The sequence below is a fragment of the Paenibacillus tianmuensis genome, assembly GCF_900100345.1.
Lineage (GTDB): Bacteria > Bacillota > Bacilli > Paenibacillales > NBRC-103111 > Paenibacillus_G > Paenibacillus_G tianmuensis.
The window spans coordinates 17,947-41,941 of the sequence record NZ_FMTT01000010.1; the positions used below are offsets into that span (position 1 = coordinate 17,947).

The 23,995-nt window shown below is 61.7% G+C and carries 2 pseudogenes; both read left to right on the forward strand.

Going from position 1 to position 23,995, the window contains the following annotated elements:
- A pseudogene (locus tag BLO51_RS30210) lies at positions 1–15,531 on the forward strand (SDR family NAD(P)-dependent oxidoreductase); the annotation flags it as partial.
- A gap of 424 nt (positions 15,532–15,955) precedes the next feature.
- Positions 15,956–23,938: pseudogene (locus BLO51_RS09095) on the forward strand (SDR family NAD(P)-dependent oxidoreductase); the annotation flags it as partial.
- Positions 23,939–23,995: the final 57 nt, after the last annotated feature.

Here is a 23,995-nt window from a genome sequence, read left to right on the forward strand (position 1 = left end):
ATGGAAGATCAAATTCTAATCTGCAAGGATCATCCGGTCGTCAAGCATCACAAGGCCTACGGTCAAGAGCTGTTTCCGGGATTTGCGTACATCGATCTGCTCTATCAGCTGTTTCGAGAGCGGGGCTATGATTTCGCACGGCTGGAGCTTCTCAATCTTTCCATTTATAACCCGCTGGTCGTGGGGCAGGATCTGAACGTCCTGCTCCGCGTTCAGTGCGAGACGGAAGCCGGCCGCTGGCAGATTCGCGTGGAAGGGCAGGAGCAGCGCAAGGGGGTCTTGTCCCCGGAGCGCAAGTTGCACATCACGGCGGAGATGCATCTGTGCGATCCGCTGACGTTCGACGAGGTTCTTGATATCAGCCGGATTAAGCAGACGGCCGCGCGCTCGGTATCGCTTGATTCGTTTTATGCGCAGTGCCGCCACCAAGAGCTCGTGCATACCGGGTTCATGCTGGCGGACGGCGTGGTCTATGAGGGCGAGAACGGGGCGTCTTACATCGAGATCGCGCTGGGGGACGAGGCGCGCCGCAGTGCGGAGGGCTTCATGTTCCACCCGACGCTGATCGATGGCAGCGGCGTTGGCACCGGTGTCTTGTTCGACAACACGAACGAGGAGGAGCAGCGGCTGTTCCTGCCGCTGTTTTATGAAAAATTCCGCGCCGCCGCTCTGCTCGGAACGGAGTGCTGGACTCGCATCGCCAAACCGGTTGAGCGGAAGAAAGAGCTCAATTTTCTGACGATGGAGTTTTTTGACACGAACGGAAAGAAGATCGCGGAGCTGCTCAATTACAAGGGCAAGCTGGTGCGCGGGGCAGGGCTGATCAATCCGGCCCGCAAGGCGGAGGCCGCTGTGCAAGAAAAGCCGAAGCCAAAACCACAGCCCCGACCTTCCGCACCGGTCGCACCTCCTGCGTATGCGTCGGGAGGCGGTTCGGCGGTCGAGGAGGCGTCCGCATTCCTGCGCCGGTTGATCGCCGAAAAGCTGGGCAAACCGGAAGATCAAGTGGCGACAGATGTCGGGTACTACGAGATCGGCCTCGACTCGTCGATGCTGCTGGAAGTCGTGACGGCGATCGGCAGCAAGCTCGAAACGCAGCTCATGCCGACGCTGTTGTTCGAGTACACGACGATCACGGAGCTGGCCGAGTACCTCGCTGAGCATCATGCGGATCGCTTCGGCGGCGGTGCAAGCGGAGCGAATCAGGCAGAGGCAGAGTGGAGCGAGCCGGCGGACGAGCTGTACGAAGCTGAGCGCGAACTCCCGGAGACCGGCAGCTATGGCGTGCCGGATGCGGGAGAGGACATCGCGATCATCGGGATGTCCGGCAAGTATCCGCAATCGCACGACCTTCACGAGTTCTGGGAGAATCTTCTGGCTGGCAAAGACTGCATCACGGAGGTTCCGGAGTCGCGCTGGGAGCGGGAGCGGCTGGAGGGCGTCAAGTCTCCGTCCGGCAAGCCGATGTCGCGGTGGGGCGGTTTTATCCATGATCCGGACCGCTTCGACCCGCAATTCTTCCGCATCTCGCCACGGGAGGCGGAGACGATCGACCCGCAGGAGCGCTTGTTCCTGGAGACCTGCTGGGAAGCGGTGGAAGACGCCGGCTACACCCCGAAGACGGTGGTGACGCCAAAAGGGCCGAACAAGCGCCGCAACGTCGGCGTGTTCGTCGGGGCGATGCACAAGGACTACACGCTAATTCAAGCCGAAGCGGTGCGCGACGGACAGCCGCAGCCTTTGTCGCTCAGTTATGCGTCGATCGCGAACCGCGTGTCGTATTTTTGCAATTTTCACGGACCGAGCATGGCGATCGACACCGTCTGCTCGTCTTCGCTGATCGCCGTGCATCTGGCGCTGGAGAGCATCAAGCGCGGCGAGTGTGAAGTGGCGCTGGCCGGCGGGGTGAACCTGTCGCTGCATCCGAACAAGTACATGACGTATGGCATGATGGACATGCATTCCAGCGACGGGTACTGCCACACGTTCGGCAAGGGCGGCGACGGGTATGTGTCGGGCGAAGGCATCGGCGTGGTGCTGCTCAAGCCGCTGAGCAAGGCGATTGCGGACAACGACCACATTTATGCGGTGGTCAAAGGAAGCACGACCAACCACGTGGGCGCGGTGAGCGGGATCACCGTCCCGAGCCCGGTGGCCCAAGCGGACATGATTCAGGCATGTTTGGAAAAAACGGGTGTCGATCCGCGCACGATCTCGTATATGGAAGCGCACGGCACCGGGACGTCGCTCGGCGACCCGATCGAGATCCAAGGGCTGGTCAAGGCGTTCCGACACTTCACACCGGACAAGCAATACTGCTCGATCGGTTCGGTCAAGTCCAACATCGGCCACGGCGAATCGGCGGCCGGCATCAGCGGTCTGCACAAAGTCGCCCTGCAGCTTCATCACAAAAAGCTCGTGCCGTCGCTGCATTCGGTGGAGCTCAACCCGTATATCAATCTGGAAAATTCGCCTTTTTACGTCCAGCACAAGACGGAAGAGTGGCAGCGTCCGACGCTCATCGAAAACGGTGAGCGGGTCGAATACCCGCGCCGTGCCGGGCTGAGCTCGTTCGGGGCGTACGGCTCGAACGCGCACGTGATCTTGGAGGAATACATCCCGCCGCAAGCGGTGACGAGCACGGAAGGGCAGGGTGCCGCGCTGGTTCCTCTGTCCGCGAAGAACAAAGAGCGCCTGGTCGCCTATGCGGGCCGCTTGCTGGCGGCTCTGAACAAGAACGAGGAGGCGCAGCGTCAGAATCCGGTGCGGGTGGCTGTGCAAGCTGTGGAGCCTGTGCAAGCGCAAGGGATGGAACTGCGTTTGGAAGCGGTGATGCGGGAGATGCTCGCGGAGCTGATCCACGTGAAGGCAGACGCGTTGGAAGCGGATGTCGAGTGGAGCGAATATGGCATCGAACCGATTCACCTCGCCCAGCTGAGCGAGCGTCTGCAAGCGGAATTCCAACTGGAGGTCGATCCTAAAGAACTGCTGGAGCAAGAGTCGATCGCGGCTGCGGTGGCCCACGTGGCAGGGCTTGAGGGAGCGGTGCGGGAAACGGCGGCGGCCGGCCTGCATCTAGAGTCTGTCACCCCGGCTGCGGAGGCTCTTCAACGCCTCAACCTGATCGACCTCGCGTACACGCTGCAAGTCGGTCGGGAGGCGATGGAGGAGCGCGTGGCCTTTGTCGTCCGCGACCTCTCGGAGCTGAAGCAAAAGCTCGAAGCGTATCTGGCAGACCCGGACGGGCAGGCGGGCGTGCATCGCGGCTCCGTCAAGCAGAACAAAGAGACGGTTGCGCTCTTCAGCGCAGACGAAGACTCGCGGGAACTCCTGAACCGATGGATCGCCAAAGGCAAGCATGACAAGCTGGCAGACCTCTGGGTCAAAGGCGTGGAGATCGACTGGAATCGCCTCTACCGTCAAGGGCGTCCGCAGCGCATCAGCCTGCCGACCTACCCGTTTGCCAAGGAGCGCTATTGGGTTCCCAAGGCTGCAAACAGAGCGACGGCACAGGTCGCGGCCGAAACGGCGGGCGTGCAGAGCGTGCTTCATCCGCTGCTGCATCAGAACACGTCCGATTTTGCCGAACAGCGTTTCTCGTCGACCTTTACCGGCGAGGAGTTCTTCCTGAACGATCATCGGGTGCAAGGCAATCGCGTCCTGCCGGGCGTGGCTTATCTGGAGATGGCGCGGGCCGCAGTCGAGCATGCAGCCGGCGGGCTGGTCGAAGGGCCGAGCGAGGTGCAACTGCAGAATGTCGCATGGGTTCGCCCGATCACGGTAGGAGAGCAGCCTGTGCAGGTGCACATCGGACTGTTCCCGGAAGAGAACGGCGAGGTCGCGTATGAGATCTACACCGTGGGGCAGGACTCCGAGCCGGTGGTGCATGGCGAAGGCCGCGCGCTGCTCGCTTCTGTCACGGCTCCTCCGACGGTCGATCTTGCCTCGTTCCAGAAGCAAGCGTCCTCGCAGGTGCTGACTTCGGCAGCCTGCTATGAAGCCTTCTCGTCGATGGGCATCGAGTACGGGGAAGGTCATCGCGGCATTCAAGAGCTCTACGTCGGCGCAGGTCTCGTGCTGGCTCGACTGTCTCTGCCGTCCGCGCTGTCAGCATCCGCCAGCCGGTATGTTCTGCATCCGAGCCTGATGGATTCTGCGCTGCAGGCGTCGGTCGGCTTCCTGCTCGGCGCGCGCGGAGACCTCTCGCCGAACCCGATTTTGCCGTTCGTGCTGCAAAAGCTGGAGGTCTACCAAGCCTGCACCTCTGAGATGTGGGCGGTGCTCCGCCACAGCGAAGGCAGCCAAGCAGGCGGCGCGGTGGAAAAGCTCGACATCGATCTGTGCGACGAGGCAGGCCGCGTTTCGGTTCGAATCAAAGGCTTCACGTACCGTGCGCTGGATGCGAAAACGCCGTCCGGGCAGGAGGGCAAAAACGACCCGCTGGTCGGCAACTTGACCTTGGCACCGGTATGGGATGTCGTCACGCCGGAACGCGTGCCGTCTTTCCCGGCTTCTGCCGATCGCGTGCTGGTGGTCGGAGGCACTTCGGAGCAGCAGCGTTCCGTGCGCTTGCACCTTTTGAACGTGCAGTCGCTCGACCTGCAGCCGAGCGATTCCATCGCAGAGATCGGGGACAAGCTGCAGCGCCTGGGCAGCTTCGACCACATTTTCTGGATCGCTCCGGAGCGCGCTCTCTCCTCGGTGACGAACGAGGCGCTGGTCCGCGAGCAGGAAGAAGGCGTGCTGCTGCTCTTCCGCACGGTCAAAGCTCTTTTGCAAGCGGGATACGAATCCCGTCCGCTGGGCTGGACGGTACTCACGACGCAGGCCCAACCGTTGCACGCGCAGGAGCAGGTCAACCCGACCCACGCCAGTTTGCACGGATTGGTCGGCTCTCTGGCGAAGGAGTACCCGCGCTGGAAAATCCGCCTGGTCGATCTCGAAGCGGGCGCCTGGCCGCTGGTTGACTTGCTGCAGCTCCCGACGGATCGCCGTGGTCGCTCTTGGGTCTATCGAGGCGGCGAATGGCACCGCCAACAGCTCGTCTTGCTCCAAGCGGCGCCGGCTGACGGCACGCTGTACCGACAGGGCGGCGTGTATGTGGTGATCGGTGGGGCCGGACGGATCGGAGAAGCATGGACCGAGTACATGATCCGCCGCTACGAGGCGCAGGTCGTCTGGATCGGTCGCCGTCAACCGGATGCCTCCATTCGAGCCAAGCTCGAAGCCCTCGGACGGCATGGCAAGGCTCCGCACTATGTGGCCGCCGATGCGACCGATGCCGCGTCGCTCCAGCGGGCGCGTGACGAGATCAAGCAGCGGTATGGCCGAATTGACGGGATCATCCACTCGGCGATGGTGTTGCAGGACGCAGGACTGGATCGCATGGAGGAGGCGCAATTCCGCACCGGATTCTCGGCGAAGGCGGACGTCTCTTTGCGCGTGGCCCAGGTGTTCCGCGACGAGCCGCTTGATTTTGTCCTGTTCTTCTCTTCGATCATCTCGTTCATCAAAAATGCGAACCAGAGCCACTATGCGGCTGGTTGCACGTTCATGGATGCTTTTGCCCATCAGATGGCGCGCGAGATGTCTTGCCGCGTGAAGGTGATGAACTGGGGCTACTGGAACGCCGAGGAGATCGTGCATTCCAAAGAAGGGGAGCTGTTGTCGCAGGTCGGCATCGGATTTGTCGAGCCGAAGGAAGCGATGGAAGCTCTGGAGACGCTGCTGACGCGCCCGATCGCCCAATTCGGGCTGATGAAAACCACCAAAGCCGTGCAGGTCGAAGGGGTGAACGCGACCGAAACGATGCAGATCGGGACGGACGTTCTGCCTGCGCTTGCAGAGTCGCTGCAAAAGCGCCTGCCGGATCAGAACGGTCGCGTGGCGCGCATGAAGGCGGACGAGAGCTTGGACAAGACGGACATGGAGGAGTTGCTGGTTCGTCTGCTCGGCGCGCAGCTGCAAGCGCCGCAATTGCAGGACGGAAATGCGGTGCGCGGATTTTACCGCAAATGGCTGGCGGAGAGCGTCGCCGTTCTGGAGCGCGATCCTGCGCTCAAGTTCGATACGCCGGCACAGGTGCTCTGGCAGGAATGGGAAGCGAACAAGCCGCACTGGCTCACCAACCCGAACCTGAAAGCCCAGGTGCAGCTCGTCGAGGCCACCTTGCGCGCCTTGCCGGATATCCTGACCGGCCGCGTGCCGGCGACGGAGATCATGTTCCCCAACTCCTCGATGGCGCTGGTGGAGGGGATCTACAAGAACAACCAGATCTCCGACTACTTCAACGAGGTGCTCGCCGACACGGTGGTGACCTATCTGCAGGAACGGATGGCGGACGATCCGGCCGTCTCCCTGCGCATTCTGGAGATCGGCGCCGGCACGGGAGGCACGAGCGCGATGGTCTTCCGCAAGATGCGGCCGTATCAGGATCGCATTGTGGAGTACTGCTACACCGACATCTCGCGTGCGTTTCTGCTGCATGCAGAGCGTGAGTACGGGGCTGACAATCCGTATCTCGCACCGAAGATCTTCAACGTCGAAGCACCGCTCGCCGGACAGGACATTGAAGCGGGGGCCTACGACCTTGTCATCGCGACCAACGTCCTGCATGCGACCAAGAACATCCGGCAGACGATTCGCAACGCCAAAGCCGTGCTTCGACCGAACGGCCTCCTTTTGCTGAACGAGATCTCGCAAAATGCGCTGTTCACGCATCTGACGTTCGGCCTGCTCGAAGGCTGGTGGCTCTACGAAGATGCAGAGTTGCGCATTCCGGGCAACCCGGGCCTGTTCCCGGAGGTCTGGGGCAAGCTGCTGGCGAGCGAAGGCTTCTCCGGCGTGTTCCATCCGGCAGAGCAGGCGCATGAGTTCGGCCAGCAGGTTGTCGTCGCCATGAGCGACGGCGTCGTTCGCCAGAAGCAGGCGGCGAAGAAAAGCAAGCCGGTGGCGAAGCAGGCGACCAAGCCACAAGCAGCAAAACCGCAAGCGGTATCGATCAAGCCGGCCCCTGTGCAGGCGACGGTCGCCGCGCTTTCTCCTGAATCTCTGCGCGAGAAGAGCGTGACGTATCTGAAAGAGCTCGTCAGCGACACGCTGAAGATTCCGGTGCACAAGATCGACGAGACGGAAGCGTTGGAGGAGTACGGCATCGACTCGATCCTCGTCGTGCAGCTGACCCATGCTCTGCGCGAGGTGTTCGGGGAGATCAGCAGCACCTTGTTCTTTGAATATCAGACGCTCGGCGAGCTGGCCGACTATTTTGTCAAGGCGCACAAGGACGCTTTGCAAAAGGCGATCGGCTTCGAGCCGGAACCGGTGAGAGCAGAACCGATTGCGGTTGTGCAGCCGGCATCCGTCGCGCCTGTCGCGCAGGCTCCTGTCACGAAGGCTCCTGTCACGAAGGCTCCTGTTACGAAAGAACGCCTGCGTGAAAACGTCATCGCCTACCTTCAAAATGTGGTCGGTGACACGCTGAAGATTCCGAGTGACCAGATCGACCCGTCCGAATCGCTGGAGGAGTATGGCATCGATTCGATCCTCGTCGTCCAGCTGACCAATGCGTTGCGCGAAGGGATCGGGGAGGATCTCAACAGCACGCTGTTCTTTGAATACCAGACCCTAGACTCGCTGGCCGATCATCTGGTCGACACGCAGCGCGAGGCGCTTGTCGCAAAGCTCGGGCTGGCCGGGCAGAGGGAGGTGCAGCAGACGCCGCGCACGGAGGCTTCCGTGCCTGCACAGGCCGCGCAAACACGCACGAACCTGACCTTCCGCACGTCCTCCAAGCGCTATCTGCAGCGGCAAGAAGAGGCACCTGTCGCCCGCGAAGTGAGAGCTGAAGAGCCGCCGATGCGCCTGCAGGACATCGCGATCGTCGGGCTGGCCGGGCGCTACCCGGGCGCTGACGATGTGAATAGCTTCTGGAACAATCTGAAGCAGGGCCGCAGCAGCGTGGGCGAGATTCCGCAAGAACGCTGGAACTGGCAGGACTATTTTGACCCGGAAAAAGGAAAAGCGGGGACGATGTACACCCGATGGGGAGCGTTCCTGAAGGACATCGACAAGTTCGATCCTTTGTTCTTCCAGATCTCCCCTGCCGAAGCGGAGAAGATGGACCCGCAGGAGCGGTTGTTCCTGGAGACGGTATACGCGAGCATCGAAGATGCGGGGTACACGCCGGGCACTCTCGCGAAGAGTGGCAAGGTCGGGGTGTTCGCCGGGATCATGAACGCTTTTTACCCGACGGGTGCGAACTTCTGGTCGCTGGCGAACCGCGTCTCGTATCTCTTTAACTTCCAAGGGCCGAGCATCAATGTGGACACGGCTTGCTCGTCCTCTTTGACGGCGATTCATCTCGCCTTGGAGAGCTTGTACAGCGGCACGAGCGATTGTGCGATCGCAGGCGGTGTCAACCTGATCTCTGATCCGGCGCACTATCTGCGGCTCTCGGCGATGACTATGCTCTCGGCGACCGATGCGTGCAAGGCGTTCGGCGATGGGGCCGACGGCTTTGTCGACGGAGAGGGCGTCGGGGCGATCCTCCTGAAGCCGCTGTACAAGGCGATCGCCGACGGCGACCACATCTATGGCGTCATCAAGGGCAGCATGGTGAACGCGGGCGGCAAAACCAACGGCTACACGGTGCCGAACCCGAACGCGCAGTCTCGCGTCATCGCAGACGCTCTGCAGCGGGCGGGCGTTCACCCGCGGACAGTCTCGTATCTCGAAGCGCATGGAACCGGCACGTCGCTGGGCGACCCGATCGAGATCACCGGCCTGACCAAAGCATTTGAAAAAGGCACGGAGGACAAGCAGTTCTGCGCGATCGGCTCGGCCAAGTCGAACATCGGCCATTGCGAGAGCGCTTCAGGCATCGCGGGCGTGACCAAAGTGTTGCTGCAGATGATGCATGGACAGATCGCGCCGACCCTGCACGCCAAGACGCTGAACCCGAACATCAACTTCGGCAAGACGCCGTTTGTCGTGCAGCAGGAACTGGGAGAGTGGCCGCGTCCGGTTCTGGAACTGGATGGGGTTCGTCGAGAATATCCGCGCATCGCAGGGATCTCGTCGTTTGGCGCCGGCGGTTCGAACGCGCATCTGGTGATCGAGGAATATATCCCGAGCGGAACACGCCAGACCAAAGGCACCGCGCCGGAGCAGCCGGTGATCGTCGTGCTGTCGGCGAAGAATGAGGAGCGCCTGCAGGAAAAGAGCCGCCAACTGCTCGCCTTCGTGGCGGAAGGACGCATCACGGATGCCGATCTGGTGGACGCGGCCTACACGTTGCAGGTGGGACGCGAAAAGATGGAAGAGCGGATGGCCCTCGTGGTCCGATCCTTGCAAGAGCTGACAGACCGTTTGGAAGCGTACGTGCAAGGGCAGGAAAACATCGCCGGGCTGTACCGTGGTCAGGTCAGACGCGGCAAGGACAAGCCGAGCCTTGGCCACCTCGCATCCGAGGCAAGCGATTGGATGCAGAATCGTCAGCACGACAAGCTCGCCGAATTCTGGGTCCTTGGTGGCAGCATTGACTGGAACGAGCTGTATCAAACCCTACCGCAGCGCATCAGCCTGCCCACCTATCCGTTCGCCAAAGAGCGCTACTGGATGTCCAAGGAGGAGGGGACGGCAGGCAGCGGACGCCGTTCGTCGCACGCGATGAACACGGCGCTTCACCCGCTGCTTCACCGCAACACGTCCGACCTGACCGAGCAGCGATTTACCTCGACCTTCACAGGGGAGGAGTTCTTCTTGGCCGACCATGTCGTGCAAGGCCAGCGCATGCTGCCGGGCGTGGCGTATCTGGAGATGGCGCGCGAAGCTGTCGAACTGGCGGCCGCTTCTCTGAAAGATGGAAGAGACGGCCTGCGCCTGAAGCATGTCATCTGGGCAAGCCCGCTCCTCCTCGGGGAGCAGCCGCTGGATGTGCATCTGAGCCTGTTCCCGGAAGCGGATGGCGAGATCGGGTTTGAGGTCTATCGCGAGGAGGAGGCAGGTCAGGAGCCGGTCATTCACTCGCAAGGGCGTGCGGTCTGGAAGTCGTTTGAAGCCATGCCAAGCCTTGACCTCAAGACTTTGCAGTCTCAGTGCTCCCTGAAGACGCTCGATGCCTCCGCGTTCTACTCGATGTTTGAGTCGCTTGGCATCGACCACGGGCCGGCACATCGCGGCGTCGAGCGCTTGCATCTGGGCACGGATCGAGCGCTCGCCCGCCTTGTGCTGCCGGCTTCCGTTGAGCAGGAAAGCTCGTTTGTGCTGCATCCGAGCCTGATGGATTCGGCCTTGCAGGTCACGCTGGCCCTGCTGTCCGACGGTGCCGACATCAAGCGTCCGGCTCTGCCGTTCGCGTTGGAGGAAGTGGACATCCTCGGTTCGTGCACAGACGAGATGTGGGTGCTCGTGCGCCGCAGCGCTGGCAGCCGTCCGGGGGACAAGGTGCAGAAGTACGACCTTGACCTCTGCGCCGCAGAAGGCGATGTCCGCGTTCGCATCAAGGGCTATTCCGCACGACAACTGGACGATGGGCGCGGCCGGGAAGGAACGCTGATGCTGCTCCCGAACTGGACGGAGCAACCGGTCGGCGAGCCGGCACAACAGCCGAGCTACAGCCAGCGCTTGGTGCTCCTCTGCGACATGGAGGCAGACGTGCACGACGCTCGCTGCATAACTTTGCGCTCGGAGACATCCGATCCGGCAGCGCGTTATGAAGCGCACGCGACCCAAGCGTTCCGAGAGATCAAAGCTCTGCTCCAGCAGAAGCCCAAAGGCCAAGTGCTCGTGCAGATCGCAGTCGGCACCGAGCCGGAGCATCGCTTGAGCGCAGGACTCTCCGCTCTGCTGCGAACGGCGTCGCAAGAGAATCCGAACCTGATCGGGCAACTGATCGAACTGGAGCGCACGTCCGACGCGACGGAAGTGGCCGCTCGCCTGCAAGAGAATCTCGCCCGCTTGGAAGACCGTCACGTTCGCTACCAAGATGGCAAGCGCTGGGTGGCAGGCTGGAGCGAAGCGGAGGTCTCCCGGCAGGAGGTGCACATCCCGTGGAAAGATGGCGGGACGTACCTGATCACGGGCGGCGCAGGCGGTCTCGGCCTGATCGTGGCTCGGGAGATCGTGCAGCAAGTCAGCGGCACGACCTTGTATTTCACCGGCCGCTCTGCTCTTGGAGCGGCACAGCAGACCGCGATGCAGGAGCTGCAAGCGACAGGTGCTCGCATCGAGTACAAGCGTGTGGATGTGACCGACAGAGCACAGGTCGCGCGCCTGTTTGACGCCATCCGCGCCGACTCCGGCAAGCTGGACGGCCTCGTCCACAGCGCCGGCGTGATCCGCGACAACTTCATGCTGAAGAAAACGGAAGCGGAACTGGCCGAGGTGCTGGCTCCCAAAGTGGCGGGTCTGGTGAATCTGGATCAAGCGAGCGGCGACATGCCTCTCGACTTCTTCGTCACCTTCTCGTCGATCGCCGGTGTGCTCGGCAATCCGGGCCAAGCGGACTACAGCATGGCCAATGCCTTCTTGGATGCATATGCCCAGTATCGCAACGGGCAGGTGGCAGCCAAGCAGCGCCAAGGTCGCACGCTGTCGATCAACTGGCCGCTCTGGCAGGACGGCGGCATGCGCTTGGATGCCGAGACGGAGCGAACCTTGCAAGAGCAGCTAGGCATGACCGCGATGCCGACCTTGAGCGGCGTACAGGCGCTGTATCAGAGCCTCGCGGTGGAACAGGATCAGGTTGTCGTGTTTCACGGCGACATGAGACAGCTGCGGGCTTCCCTGTTGGAGCAGCCGCAAGAGACGGCAGTTCCGACTGCATCGGCTTCTGTGCTGAGCACGTCTTCGGTGTCGGAAGAGATCCTGCGGGACAAGTCGATTCTCTTTTTCAAAAAATTGCTATCGACCGTCCTGAAGATGCCGACGGCCCGCATCGAAGCAGATGCGCCGCTGGAGGACTATGGTATCGATTCGATCATGGTCATGCAGATGACCAACCAGCTGGAAAAAACGTTCGGTTCGCTGCCGAAGACCTTGTTCTTCGAATATCAGAACATCGAAGACCTGACCGGGTACTTCATCGACTCCTATCCGGAGCCGATGAAAAAGCTGCTCGGGGTCGAGGTGCCGACAGATCAGCCGGCTCCGGCAGCCGCTGAGCCGGTCGCCGCAGCCGAGCCGATCGCAGAGCGGGAAGCGCCCGTGCTCAGCAAGCGAGGGAGAGGCCGTTTCGTACAAGCTCCTTCGAAGGTGCGTGCAAACGTGCCGACCGTTGAAGCAACTTCTGATGCAAAACCGCTGGATATCGCGATCATCGGCGTATCCGGCCGCTACCCGGAGGCGCAGAACCTGCGCGAGTTTTGGAAAAACCTGCGCGATGGTCGGGACTCGATCACGGAGATTCCGGCTGACCGCTGGGATCACAGCCCGTATTACGACGCCGACAAGCGCAAACCGGGCAAAACGAACAGCAAGTGGGGTGGCTTCCTCCAAGATGTGGACAAGTTCGATCCGCTGTTCTTCAGCATCTCCCCTCGCGATGCGGAGTTCATGGACCCACAAGAGCGGCTGTTCCTGCAGACCGTCTATGAAGCGATGGAAGATGCGGGCTACACCCGCGATGCGCTCGCCAAGCACCGCGCCTATGGGCTCGACGGCAATGTCGGGGTGTTCGTCGGCGTGATGTATGAAGAGTATCAGCTGTACGGGGCGCAGCAGACGCTGCTCGGCAAGCCGATGGCGCTGGCCGGCAACCCGTCTTCGATCGCCAATCGCGTGTCCTATTTCCTGAACCTGCACGGGCCGAGTCTGGCGGTCGACACGATGTGCTCTTCGTCCTTGACCGCGATTCATCTGGCTTGCCAGAGCTTGCTGCATGGCGGGTGCGAGGTGGCGATTGCCGGCGGCGTCAACGTGTCGGTGCACCCGAACAAGTACCTGCTGCTCGGGCAGAACAACTTCGCGTCGAGCAAAGGGCGCTGCGAGAGCTTTGGCGAAGGCGGCGACGGATATGTGCCGGGCGAAGGCGTGGGCGCTGTGCTGCTCAAGCCGCTGGCCAAAGCGCTGGAAGACGGAGACCAGATCTACGGCGTGCTGAAAGCGACCGCCATCAACCACGGCGGCAAGACCAACGGCTATACGGTCCCGAACCCGAACGCGCAGGCGAGCGTGGTCGGCCGCGCCTTTAAAGAGGCCGGCATCGATCCGGGCACGCTCTCCTATGTGGAAGCGCACGGCACCGGAACGTCGCTGGGCGACCCGATTGAGATCGCCGGTCTCACCAAGGTCTTCCAAGAATCGCGTGTTGGCGGGCAGAAGTGCGCGATCGGTTCGGTCAAATCGAACATCGGGCACTCGGAGAGCGCCGCGGGCATCGCCGGTCTGACGAAGGTGCTGCTGCAAATGAAACATCGTCAGCTCGTGCCTTCTCTGCATTCAGCCGTGCTCAACCCGCACATCGACTTTGACCGCACGCCGTTTGTCGTCCAGCAGGAGCTGGCGGAATGGAAGCGGCCGGTGATCGACGGGCGGGAAGTGCCGAGGAGAGCAACTGTAAGCAGCTTTGGCGCGGGTGGTTCCAATGCCTGCCTCTTGCTGGAGGAATACGTTCCCGAAGCGGAGGTTCGCGTGCAGCGGAAGGTCACCGCAGAGAACCCGGCGGTCGTTGTGCTGTCGGCCAAAGAAGAGCCGCGCCTGATCGAGCAGGCAAGGCATCTCCTGACCGTTTTGCAAGAGGAAGCGTTCACCGAAGCCGACCTCGTCGATCTCGCCTACACCTTGCAGGTCGGACGAGAAGCGATGGAGGAGCGGTTGGCCCTGACGGCTTCGAGCGTCGGGGAGTTGGTGGAAAAGCTGGCGGGCTTCCTGAATGGGGAGGACGGCATCGACGGCTTGTACCGTGGTCAGCTCAAAGGCAACAAAGAGACCCTGTCCTTGTTTGCGGCCGATGAAGATTTGCAGGCGGCGATCGAGGCGTGGGTGAGCAAGCGCAAATATGCGAAGCTGCTCGACCTGTGGGTCAAAGGATTGGCGTTTGACTGGAGCCGGCTCTACGAAGGAAACAGACCGCGACGCATCTCCCTGCCGACCTACCCGTTCGCCAAGCAGCGCTGCTGGGTGGAGCCGCTGATGGAGAATCCGGGAGTGGCTTCCTTTGCACCGCAGACTTCAAGCGCAGAAGCGAACCTTCTGCACGATGAGCAAGGCGAGGTTGTGAGTCTGGTTCCTGTCTGGGATGCGTTTCCCTTGGAGCGAGGCCCCTTGCACCCATCCCCGCTCGATCAGATCGCCATCGTAGGCGGCACGCCGGAGCAGCAGCAAGCGATCCGGCAGTATCTGCCGAACGCGCGCGAACTTGACATCAAGCCGGGAGAGAGCGTGGAGGCCATCGCCAGCAAGCTGCAGGCGCGCGGTGCGCTCGATCACATTTTCTGGATCGCGCCCGACCGTTCTTCTGACGGGCTGGAGCTGGAGGCGGTGATCGCCGGGCAGCACGAAGGGGTTCTGCTCGCCTTCCGCCTGATCAAAGCGGTGCTCGATCTCGGGTACGGAGCTCGAAGCCTTGGCTGGACGGTGCTGACGACGCAGACGCAGGCTCTGCACCGCGAAGAGGCGGTCAACCCGGTTCACGCCGGCTTGCATGGCCTGATCGGTTCGATGGCCAAGGAGTATCCGAACTGGAACATTCGCCTGGTCGATCTGGACGCAGAGGAGGCATGGCCGCTGCCCGACCTGTTCACGATCCCGGCAGACCCGCAAGGGGATGCATGGGTCTATCGAGGACGGCAATGGCATCGCCAGCAACTGGCGGAGCTGAGATGCCCACAGCCGGATCAGACGATCTACAAGCCGGGCGGCGTATACGTGGTGATCGGCGGGGCCGGCGGCATCGGCGAAGTCTGGAGCGAGTACATGATCCGTACTTACGCGGCGCAGATCGTCTGGATCGGCCGCCGTTCGCAGGATGCCGCGATTGAAGCCAAGCGGATCGCCCTGTCCAAGCTGGGGCCTGCACCGCACTACATCGCGGCGGATGCGACGGATCGACAGTCGCTGGAGCGCGCCTATGAGAAGATCAAGGCTCGCTACGTACAGGTCGACGGGATCGTACACTCCGCGATCGTGCTGGCGGACAGCAGCCTGGCCAACATGGAGGAGGAGCAGTTCCGCGCCTCGCTCGCAGCCAAGGTGGATGTCAGCGTCCGCATGGCGCAGGTGTTTGGCGAAGAACCGCTAGACTTCGTGATGATCTTCTCCTCGGTGAACGCGTTTCTCAAAGCGGCAGGCCAGAGCAACTATGTGGCCGGCTGCACCTTTACCGACGCGTTTGCGCACCGGCTCGCGCAGGAATGGCCTTGTGCCGTGAAAGTGATGAACTGGGGCTACTGGGGCTCGGTCGGGGTCGTCGCATCTCCGGCCTATCAGGAACGCATGACCCAGGCGGGGATCGGCTCGATCGAGCCGCCTGAGGGCATGCAGGCGCTGGAGGCGCTGCTGGCAGGTCCGATGGATCAGATGGCACTGATGAAGATTTTGAACTAGATGAAAAGCGCTCCTCTTCCTGTCCGGGAAGGGGGGCGCTTTTTTTTATGCAAAAGATAGGAAAGCAAATCACCTGACTTGAGGGGGCAAGATCATGAACCGGTATCTAGGGACAAGAGCAGGAGACATCATCACCGTCTATCCGCAGAAGCATCCCTCCATTGTGAAACAGATCCGCAAGGAGTTCGTGTCTGATGACGCCACCCTCCTTCGCGTCTGGGCGGAAGGCAGCCGTGATCGCGAGGAACTGGATGAACTCCTCTGTCGTCTGCTCGGGGCGCACCTGCGCGAACTGGGACTGCATCCGGCCAAGAACCCGGCTCGCGGGTTGGCCGACTTATATAACAAGTGGTACGAAGAAAGCCTCGCCCTCTTGACCCGTTATGCGCATCTCAGCTTCGACGCATCGTCGGAAACGCTCTGGCAGGAGTGGGAGGCGAGAAAGTCTCGCTGGCTGGAAAAAGCGGAACTCAAGGCGCAGGTCGTGCTGGTCGAGACGACGATGCGCGCACTGCCGGACATTCTGACGGGCAAGCGGGCGGCGACGGACATCCTGTTCCCTGATGCCTCGATGAAGCTGGTGGAAGGCGTGTATAAAAACAACGCGATCTCCGACGGCTTCAACGAAGTGCTGGCCGACACGGTGGTCCTCTACCTGCAGGAGCGTTTGAAAAACGAACCGGCGGCGCGCATCCGCATCTTGGAGATCGGAGCCGGAACCGGCGGGACGAGCGCGATGGTGTTTGACAAGCTACAACCTTATCAGCAGCACGTCGAAGAATATTGCTACACGGACATCTCCAAGGCGTTTTTGCTCCATGCCGAACGGGAGTATGCTCCGAAGGCTCCGTATCTGACCTATCGAGTGTTCAATGTGGAGGAGCCGATCGCCGGGCAGGGACTGGACGCGGGGGCGTATGACCTCGTGTTGGCGACCAACTGCCTACATGCCACCAAGAACATTCGCCAGACCTTGCGCAATGCCAAGGCTGTTTTAGCAAAAAACGGCCTGTTGCTGCTCAACGAGATGAGCCGCAATTCGGTGTTCACGCACCTGACCTTTGGCCTGCTCGATGGATGGTGGCGGTATGAGGATGCGGAGCTGCGCATGCCGGGTTGCCCGGGCTTGTCTCCGGAGGCCTGGTCCTCGGTGTTGAAAGCGGAAGGATTCCGCGCGGTCGATCATCCGGCGCAAAAGGCGCACAATCTCGGCCAGCAGATCATCGTGGCGGAAAGCGACGGGGTGGTGCGACAGAAACAGGGGCAAGGGCCGACGGTGGCCTCCACCGCAGCGAAGTCGCCGAAAACGGAGATCCCCGTTGTGTCGAGAGAAGCGGGCGAGGCTCCGGCATCCGAGGTGACGGCCTCCGAGGTGACGGAAGCGCTGATCGAGGAGCGGGTGAAGGAGGCGATCAAGGACCAGCTCGTCTCTTCGTTAAAAGTGGATCGGGATCGGATTGATTCCGACAAGTCGTTTGCCGATTACGGTCTGGATTCGATCACGGGTGTTCATCTGGTGCAGGCGCTGAACGACAAGCTGCCGGTCGGGTTGAAGACGACGAACCTGTTCGATTACAGCTCGGTCAACCAACTCGCTTCCTACATGCTCCGGCAATACAAAGAAGCGCTTGCCACAGCGTTCGCTCCCGCCAAGCCTCAAACATCGGCGACGACCTCAGCGACTGCAATCGCAAATGACCCTGCAATTGCAAATACAATTGCATCGGCAGCAACATTGGTGCAAACGGCAAGAGCTCAAGCTGACGTTCAGCAAGGCGCTCGAGAAAGTGCTCGAGAAGGCGGTCGAGTTGACGGTCGAGACGATGCGGGGAAAAAGATCTCCGAACAAGGCGGAGATCTTGATGCGATTGCGATCGTCGGCATGAGCGGGCGTTTTCCGAAGTCGGGGGACTTGGGCGAGCTGTGGGAGCATCTGGCGAACGGAGACGATCTCGTTGGCCCGGTGACGCGATGGGATCTTCGCTCTTATCATGCGGAGGGAGCACGCTTTTGCAACGAAGGCGGCTTCCTCGATGACATCGACCGCTTCGATCCGCTGTTCTTCCACATCTCGGGCGTTGAAGCGACGTACATGGACCCACAGCAGCGCATTTTCCTCGAAGAGTCTTGGAAAGCGCTCGAAGTGGCCGGTTATGCCGGCGACGCGGTCAAAGGAGCCTCCTGCGGGGTGTATGTCGGGATCAACGGAGGCGACTACCAGCAGTCGATGGTTGAACAGGCACCGGCACAAGCGATGTGGGGCAACGCCGCCTCTGTGATTCCGGCGCGCATCTCGTATTTCCTAGACCTTCAAGGCCCGGCGGTCGCGGTCGACACGGCTTGTTCGAGTTCGCTCGTCTCCATCCACTTGGCTTGCCAAGGGTTGCGGTCGGGGGAGACGGACATGGCGCTGGCCGGCGGCGTTTTCATCCAGAGCACGCCTCGTTTCTACTTGACGGCAGAGCGTGCGAGCATGCTCTCGGCGACGGGGCGCTGTCACACGTTCGATGACCAGGCGAACGGATTCGTGCCGGGAGAAGGCGTGGGGGTCGTCGTCCTCAAACGACTGAAAGACGCGCTCGCCGACCGAGATCATATCTATGGCGTGATTCGAGGCTCAGCGCTCAACCAGGACGGCACGACGAACGGAATCACCGCTCCCAGCGCCAATTCGCAAGAGCGTCTGGAGCGCGAAGTCTATGAGACGCATGGGATCAACCCGGAGCAGATTCAACTGGTCGAAGCGCACGGCACCGGAACGAAGCTCGGCGATCCGATCGAGTTCGACGCCTTGACCCGCGCCTTCCGCGCCTACACGGATCGCAAGGAATACTGCGCGATCGGTTCGATCAAAACGAACATCGGACACGCAGCTGCGGCGGCCGGGGTCGCCGGGGTGCTCAAAATCCTGCTCGCGCTGGAACACAAGCAACTGCCGCCCTCGCTTCATTTTGATGCGTGGAATGCAAACATCGAGCATCAAGGCAGCCCGTTCTATGTGAACACCAAGCTGCGGGACTGGAGCATCGAGCCGGGGAGCAAGCGCCGCGCGGCGATCAGCGCCTTCGGGTTCAGCGGCACCAACGCGCATATGGTGATCGAGGAAGCGCCGCAGACCGTTCGGACGCCGATTGACAGAGCTGGGCATCTGATCGTGCTGTCCGCTCGCACCGCCGAACAGCTTCGCAAGCAGGTGCAGAATCTGATCGCCTTCTGCGAGCAGGAACCGAATGCGGACTGCGGCAACATCAGCTACACCTTGCTCGTCGGGCGCAGGCATCTGCCTCACCGCTTGGCCTGCGTGGTGCGCGATGTGCCGGAACTGGTCAAGTCGCTGCAAAAATGGCTGGAGACGGGAAAAGTCGCCGGTGTGCATCACGGCGAATTGCTTGAGAACGAACTTCGGGAACAGCCGTCGCTCAAACGCTACGGCAACCAGTGCATCGAAAACTGTCGCCATGCTGCCCAAGGGGCAGACCTGCTCGAACAGCTCGCGGCCGTGGCCGATCTGTATGCACAAGGCTATGCGCTGGAGTACGGACGCCTGTTTGAAGGGCTGCCCTATGCGCGCATCCCGCTGCCGACATATCCGTTTGCCAAGGAGCGGTATTGGAAGCCGGAGGGTTCGGCGCAGTCTGTCGCGAAGGCGGGCGGCACAAACTCCCGCACGCTGCATCCGTTGCTGCACGAAAACATTTCGGTGCTGGAAGAGCAGCGCTATGCGTCTGTTTTTACAGGAAAAGAGTTCTTCCTTGCCGATCATGTGATCAACGGACAGCGGATTCTGCCGGGCGTGGCCCATCTCGAAATGGTCCGCGCAGCTCTTGAGCTGGCGGCAGGAGCGAGCGAAGAAGGCAGCGCATGGCGCTTGCAGCATGTGGGCTTCGCAAGCCCGATCCTCGCAGGGAACGGGCCGGTTGAGGTTCAGGTCGGGCTGCGGGCGGAAGAGGCCGAGGCGATTTCCTTTGAAGTCAGAGACGGGCGGGGGGCTGTCGTACACAGCCAAGGCCGGGCGAGACGCTTGGGTAAGGCAGATGCTCCTGCCGTCGATCTCGCCACTCTGCAGACGGCCTGCTCGCAGAACCGAATCAGCGCTTCCGAGCTGTACGAGCTCTTCCGCCAAGCCGGGCTGGACTACGGGCCGGCACACCAAGGGATCGAGAGCCTGTCGATCGGAACGGGGCAGGTGCTGGCGAAGTTGTCGCTGCCCGATTGCGTGGCTGACACTGAGAGCCGCTACGTTCTGCACCCAAGCCTCATGGACGCGGCGCTGCAGGCCGCGATCGGCCTGATGCTCGGCACTGCGTCATTCAAGCCGCTTGTGCCCTTCGCGTTGGAGGAAGTCGAGATCTACGGCCCGTGCACGCCCTCGATGTGGGCCGTGGTGCGCCGCAGCGAAGGCAGCACAGCGGAAGACAAGGTGCAAAAGTTCGACGTGGACGCGTGTGACGAAAATGGTCAGGTGCGCGTGCGCTTGAAAGGCTACACCTCGCGCGTGCTGGAAGAGGGAGCAGGGGGGCGCACGCAGGGAGCGCACTTGCTGCAGCCGAGCTGGAAGCAGCAGGGCATCGCGCAGAAGACGGCCCTTCCTGCCCTGTCGCAGCATCTGGTGCTGCTCTGCGAGCTGACGGCACCTCTCGTGCTCGGCGGACAGGTCGTGGCGCTGCAGTCGGATCGTCAGGACATCGCCGAGCGCTACCAAGCGTATGCGGTGCGCGTGTTCGAAGAGATTCAGACCCTTCTGCGCAGCAAGCCACAGGGCAAGGCGCTGGTGCAAGTCGTGGTGCCTGCCGACGGAGAAGGTCAGGTCTTCAGCGGCCTTGCCGGACTGCTTCGCACCGCCCGCCGCGAGAACCCGAACCTGATCGCGCAGCTGATCGAGGTCGAGGACACGGCAGGATTGGAACACAAGCTTTTGGAAAATCGCCATTCCCTGCAAGATGACCGCATCCGCTACCGATACGGGCAGCGCTGGGTCGCTTCTTGGGATGTGGCGGAAGTCTCGCAGCAGGCGTTCCACATCCCGTGGCGCGATGGCGGCGTCTACCTTCTGACTGGCGGTGCGGGAGGACTCGGCCTGATTTTTGCCAAAGAGATCGCAAGCCAAGTCAAGGCTCCGCGACTGATCCTCACCGGCCGCTCCCCCTTGGGCCTGCAGCAGCAAGCGGCTCTGCAGGAGTTGAAGGACCTCGGCGCACACATCGAGTACCAACAGGTCGATGTGACGCGGGAAGAGGCGGTCGCCGGACTGTTTGAGGAGATCCGGGCGCGCTATGACACCCTCCAAGGCATCCTGCACGGAGCGGGCGTGATCCGCGACAACTTCATCATCCGCAAGACCGGGCAGGAGATGCAGGAGGTGCTGGCTCCCAAAGTGAGCGGATTGGTCCACCTCGACCGTTCGAGCATCGGGCTGCCGCTGGACTTTTTCGTGCTGTTCTCCGCTGTGGCCGGCTGCCTCGGCAATCCGGGGCAGGCCGATTATGCGGCGGCCAACGGATTCTTGGATGCTTATGCTGCCGAGCGCAATCGTCTGGTCGCTCGCGGGCAACGCCAAGGCCGCACGCTTGCGATCGACTGGCCGCTCTGGCAAGACGGCGGAATGCAGGTGGATGCAGAGACGGAGCAATGGATGAGAGAGCATACGGGGATGATCCCGCTGGAGATCCGGAACGGGATTCGGGCTCTCTATCAGGGCTTGGCCATCGGGTGCGATCAGGTGATGGTGGTGCAAGGCGACCTCGCCCGGATCACGGAGAAGCTGCACCCGCTGTTCCCTGCCCCTGCTGCCCGCCCGGTTCACAGCGTGGCTGGCCATGTGCAAGCGAGAGTGCTGCAGATCGCCTCGGACTTGCTGCAGGTCAGACCTGATGAACTGGATGCCGAGGCCGAGTGGCTGGACTACGGGATCGATGCGTTTCTGATGAATGAGCTGGCCGATCGTCTCAACGAGGAGTTCGGCCTGGATCTGACGCCGAGCACCTTCTCGGAACTGCCGACGATCCAGCAGGTGATCGACCTGCTGACAGGCGAGACCGACAAGCAGGTTCCCGCAGCTCCGATCCTGACTGCCAAGGAAGAGGCGGTTCTGGCGAGCGCAGCGGCCGATTTTTTCAAAAAGCAGCTGTCCTCCGTCCTGGGAGTTCCGGCTGAGAGCATCGAAGCGTCTGCGCCGCTGGAAGTGTACGGCATCGACTCGATCATGGTGATGCAGCTGACCCGTCAATTGGAAAAAACGTTCGGTGCGTTGCCGAAGACGCTGTTCTTCGAGTACCAGAACATTCGCGATCTGACCGGGTACTTTTTGAAAAATCACCGTGCCCATCTGATCGACCTGCTCGGGGTCGAGGAGCGACCGGCAGAGCCTGCATCGGTTTCGGTGGCAGCGCCTGTGCGGAAGGTCGTCGCGCCGGTTCACGCGGCGGTCAAGGAGCCGACCAAACAGAGCGGCGCGCTCGACGTCGCGATCATCGGCCTGTCAGGGCGCTATCCGCAGGCGGATGATCTGGAGGCATTCTGGAACAACTTGCGCGAGGGTCGGGACTCGATCACCGAGATTCCAAAGGAGCGCTGGGATCACAGCCCGTATTATGACCCGGATCGCAGCAAGCGTGGCAAGACGTACAGCAAGTGGGGCGGGTTCGTGCGCGATGTCGACAAGTTCGACCCGCTGTTCTTCAACATCGCACCTCGGGAAGCTGAGATCATGGACCCGCAAGAGCGCCTGTTCCTGCAGTCCGTGTATGAGGCGATGGAAGATGCGGGCTACACCCGCGACACGCTCGTGTCAGGCGGGGAATCGGGCGAGGAGCGCAATGTCGGGGTCTACGTCGGGGTGATGTACTCGGAGTATCAGCTCTACGGAGCGGAGGAGACGCTGCGGGGCCGTCCGATGGCCTTGTCGGGCAACCCGTCGTCGATCGCCAACCGCGTGTCCTATTTCTTCAACTTGCACGGCCCGAGCCTTGCGGTCGATACGATGTGCTCCTCGTCGCTCACGGCGATTCATCTGGCCTGCCAGAGTCTGGAGCAAGGCGACTGCGAGCTGGCCGTGGCCGGCGGGGTCAACCTGTCCTTGCATCCGAACAAGTACCTGATGCTCGGCCAAGGCAAGTTCGCGTCGAGCAAAGGGCGCTGTGAGAGCTTTGGTGAAGGGGGCGACGGGTACGTGCCGGGTGAAGGCGTCGGCGCTGTGCTGCTCAAACCGCTCGCCAAGGCGTTGGAGGACGGCGACCAGATCTACGGCGTGATCAAGGGGACGGCGGTCAATCACGGCGGCAAGACCAACGGCTACTCCGTCCCGAATCCGAATCTGCAAGCTCGCGTGATCGGACGCGCGTTCAAAAAGGCCGGCATTCACCCGCGCTCCCTCTCTTACTTGGAAGCGCACGGCACGGGAACGGCGCTCGGCGACCCGATCGAGATCGCCGGATTGATGAGAGTCTTCCAAGAAGACACGGCAGACACGCAATTCTGCGCGATCGGATCAGTCAAATCGAACATCGGCCACTGCGAGAGTGCGGCTGGCATCGCGGGCCTGACCAAAGTGCTGCTGCAGATGAAGCATCGCCAGCTGGTGCCGTCTCTGCACGCAGACGTGCTGAACCCGAACATCGACTTTGGTCGGACGCCGTTCGTCGTGCAGCGGGAACTGGCGGAGTGGAAGCGCCCGCTGCTGGAGGTGGACGGCGAGCTTCGCGAGGTTCCGCGCATCGCTGGCATCTCCTCGTTCGGAGCGGGAGGTTCCAATGCGCATCTTGTGATCGAGGAGCATGTGCCGGAGGTAGCACCGCGAGCGGCTGCCCGTATCGCGCAGAACCGTCCGGCTCTGCTCGTGCTGTCCGCCAAAGACGAGCAGCGTCTGCACGAGCAGGTGCTGCGCCTGCAGGCGGCGATCGACAGACAGGTCGTGACGGATGACACGCTCGCCGATGCGGCCTATACCTTGCAGGTGGGGCGCGAAGTGATGGAAGAGCGGCTCGCCGTGGTGGCAACCTCCGCACAGGACCTGCAGCAGAAGCTGTCCGCCTATCTGCAAGGCCGTCCGGCGCTTGGCGCGGTCTTCCGCGGTCCGACGGACAGCTCGCTTTCGTTCGCGGCGGATCAAGTTCTGCAGGAGCTCGTGACGAAATGGTGGGAGAGCGGACAGCTTGCAAAGCTGGCCGACCTCTGGGTCAAGGGCCTGCGTGTGGAGTTCGGTTCTTTGTATGGCACGGAGAGACCGCGCCGCCTCTCGCTACCGATCTATCCGTTTGCCCGTGAGAGATGCTGGGCGGTGGAGGGGCCGAATTTTGACGAAGGGTTCTATGAGCAGATTCTGGACGAGATGGTGGACGAAGAGATCACCCTCGAAGAAGCCCTTCTGAAAATCAGCAGCGCCCTGATCCCGAATTGATCTCTTGACTAAATGAATGTTGCGAGATTAGTATTAGGTATAAGAAGGTAAATGATG